The sequence below is a fragment of the Fundidesulfovibrio sp. genome (assembly GCF_058402725.1).
Genome location: NZ_JBZVFJ010000245.1, coordinates 1 through 3,196, shown reverse-complemented (window position 1 = coordinate 3,196; position 3,196 = coordinate 1). Strand labels below are relative to the sequence as shown.

The window sequence follows — 3,196 nt, the reverse complement described above, 5'->3', positions numbered from 1 at the left end:
CGCCAACGCGCAGCTGGGGGATCTTGCTCTCGTGCACCAGGGCGCGAAGGACCAGGGGGTCCAGGGTACCCAGCTGGAAGAGACGGGTGAGCTTGTTGAAGACCATGCCTGGCTTCACGTCGGGATTGATCCAGAGAATGTACCCGTGCCCCGGGGAGGAGATGTCCGTGACGTTCTTGATGGAGTGGCCGTCCTTGGACTTGAAGCCGTAGCGCACGCGGGCCATGTCGCGCCGGAATTTGCCGGACTCTTCCTCGAGCTTCAGGGTTTCTTCCAGAAACCGCACGCGATACGTGAGCACGTCGATCTCGCGCACGATCTGGGCCTGCTCCTGGGGGGCCACGGTGCCCTTGGCCACCCGCTCAGCGACGCCCCTGAGCTTGTTGCGCCAGGATTCCAGGTCGGTGTGCGCGCGCTGGAGGTCGGCGCGCAGGGACAGCTCGGAGGTGCGGTAGACGCCGCCCTGCTCCGCGATGAGGAAGTCGCGCGGGATGGTGTATTCCATGAGCCATTCGGTGGGCACCACTTTCTGGCCGATCTGCACAAGCACCCGCACCACGGTGATGGGGCCGTCGATGTAGGGCGTGCCCCCCCCCACATCACCCTCACGAACCTCCTTTCCGGCGTTCTTGGCCTCCTGCGCGCGACGCGACCGTTCGAGCTTGAAGGCGTCGGCCTGCTCCTTGGTGGCGTGGGGGGTGTAGACGTCGTACATGTCGGGCGAGGCGGTCTTGCCTTGAAAAGTGATCACGGCCGCCTGCGCCGCAGTCGCGGCGAGGGCCAGGAACGCGGCCGCCAGGGCCAGGTGCGGCAAAGCCTTGCGGAAGGGTCGGGGCATGGGGTCTCCGGCTGTCGCGCGGCTGCGGCGCCGACGCGGCGGATTGGATTTCCGGCGGCCGGGCAGGCACTCCGTCGGGGAGGCCCGGTTCGGCGGCGCAACCTGTTACGTTAGTCCAAGGGGATGTCGTTGTCCAGAAGGCCCCGGTTTCACTTCCCGGTCCTTACGGGGGGGCCCTCGGGAGCGCCCAGGACCTCATCGAGGACGCGCTCCAGCTGGCCGGGCGACACGGGCTTGTTGATCACGGCGCGCACGCACGCCCGGGCCAACTCCTCCGGGTCGGCGCTGTCGCCGTAGCCGCTCACGAGCACCGCCGTCAGGCCGGGCCGCAGGGCCGCGGCCGCGCGGGCCAGTTCGAGCCCGTTCATGCCCGGCATGGCCAGGTCGGTGACGAGCAGGTCGCAGCAGGAGGGGTCGGCCTCGATGCGCGACAGGGCGGCGCTGGGCGCGTCCAGGCCTTCGGCGCTCCAGCCAAGGCCGCGCAGCATCTCCACGCCGATCTCCACCAGGGCGGGCTCGTCGTCCACCACCAGCGCGCGGCCCTTGCGGCCCGCAGGGGCCATGGGCGCGGGGGCCGCCTCCAGGGCCGGGTTCTCCGCCACCAGGGGGAAGTGCACGTCGAAGACGCTGCCCAGCCCCGGTTCGCTGGATACCGAGATGCAGCCCCCGTGGCGGCGCACCACCCCGTGCACCACGGCCAGCCCCATGCCCGTGCCTTCGCCGGGCTTCTTGGTGGTGAAGAAGGGGTCGAAGATGCGCTCCAGCTGTTCGGCCGGGATGCCGTGGCCGTTGTCCTGGACGCGCAGGCGCAGGTAGGGGCCCGGCCCCGGGCAGCCCAGTCGGGAGGATTCGGCCTGGTCCAGGTCCATGTCGTCCAGGCAGATGTCCAGGCGTCCGTGCCCGTGGCCCATGGCGTGGGAGGCGTTGCCGCAGAGGTTCACGAGCACCTGCTCCACCTGGGTGCGCTCTCCCAGGATCACGTCGCGCCTGGCGCGGCGCTTCACGTCGATGGCGATGCTCGCGGGGGTGCTGGCGCGGATGAGCTTCATGAGCTCGTCCACCAGGGGCGTGAGGGCGAGCGGGCGCATGAGGCTGTCGCCGCCCTTGCCGAAGGCCATGATCTGGGCCACCAGGTCGCGGGCGCGGCGGCAGGCGTCCAGGATCTGTCCCAGGCGGCGGTGCTGGCTGCTCCCGGGAGCGGCCTGCGCGGCCATCAACTCGGAGAAGCCCATGATGATGCCCAGGATGTTGTTGAAGTCGTGGGCGATGCCCCCGGCCAGGGTGCCCAGGGCCTCCATCTTCTGGGAGTGGCGCAGCTGGGTCTCCATGCGCTTGTGGTCGGTGATGTCGTGGGCCACCAGCACCGTGAGGGGCTGGCCCGCCGCGTCCTCGGGCACGCGCGCCGCCGTGACCAGGAACACGCCGCCGAAGGTCGGCAAGGAGACCTCCGCCGCCTGGCCGCTTCCCACTGCCTGAGGGAGCATGTCGCGCACCGCCTGGCCGCCCTCCGTGCCGAAGAGGGACTCCATGGGCACGCCCACCAGGTCGCGCGGGTGCTTGCGCGAGAAGCGCGCCGCGGCCATGTTGATGCGCCGGATGCGGAAGGCGTCGTCCAGGTGCACGATGGCGTCCTGCACGCTGTCGAAGGTGGCCTCCCACTCGCGCTTGGCCACAAGGATGAGGCTGGCGGTGCGGTCGCGCTGGAGCATCTCCTCCTGGAGTCTTCGATTGGCCAGGGCCAGGTCCTGGGTGCGCTCCTCCACCATGGCCTTGAGGCGCTCGTGGAAGGCGCTCTGCTCGCGTTCGGCGCGCCACTTGGCCCCGAGGCTTCGCGCGAACTGAAGGATCTCCTGCGGATGAAAGGGCTTGCGCAGGTAGAGCAGGCGGTCCGCCGGGGGCACGCGCCGGGCGATGTCCTGGGCGTCTAGTTCCGAAAAGGCCGTGACCACCACGATCTGCACGCCGGGGTCCGCCGCGCGGATGCGCTCTGCGGCCCAGATGCCGTCGGGACCGGGCGGCATGCGCACGTCCAGGAAGACCATGGCGTAGGGCCTGCCCTCGGACACGGCGGACTCCACGGCCGACACGGCGTCGACGGCCTGGGAGACCAAGGTCAGCTCGCAGGGGCGCGGCTCCTCCCGGTCGGGGCCTTCGCCCCCGAAGAGGCGGCGTTCCAGGTCGTCGAAGCGGCGGTCCGGGCCGTCCTCCATGTCTTCGGCAAGGATCTCCCGGAACAGCTCCCGGATGGAGGGCTCGTCGTCGGCCACCAGGACGCGGGGCGTCAGGCTGTCTTCAGTGGGCATGATCTTCTCCGTTGGTCGCGGCCAAAGGCAGAAGCAGGTCGATGATCATGCGGCG

2 protein-coding genes are annotated in these 3,196 nt (G+C 70.1%); both read right to left on the bottom strand.

Annotation, left to right across the window (positions count from 1 at the left end):
• Nucleotides 1-838, bottom strand: an 838-nt coding sequence (locus ACV4UX_RS18140; protein WP_491594685.1) for an efflux RND transporter periplasmic adaptor subunit, incomplete at its 3' end; no start/stop codon positions are given.
• A 149-nt stretch (nt 839-987) separates the two neighbouring features.
• Nucleotides 988-3,141 (bottom strand): two-component system sensor histidine kinase NtrB, encoded by a 2,154-nt coding sequence (locus tag ACV4UX_RS18135; protein ID WP_491594684.1) that lies wholly within the window; start codon nt 3,139-3,141, stop codon nt 988-990.
• Between the last annotated feature and the right edge of the window lie 55 nt (nt 3,142-3,196).

Bases quoted from the DNA above. Each gene is read 5' to 3' on its own strand.
- ACV4UX_RS18135 (WP_491594684.1), bottom strand. From the start codon at position 3,141: ATGCCCACTGAAGACAGCCTGACGCCCCGCGTCCTGGTGGCCGACGAC.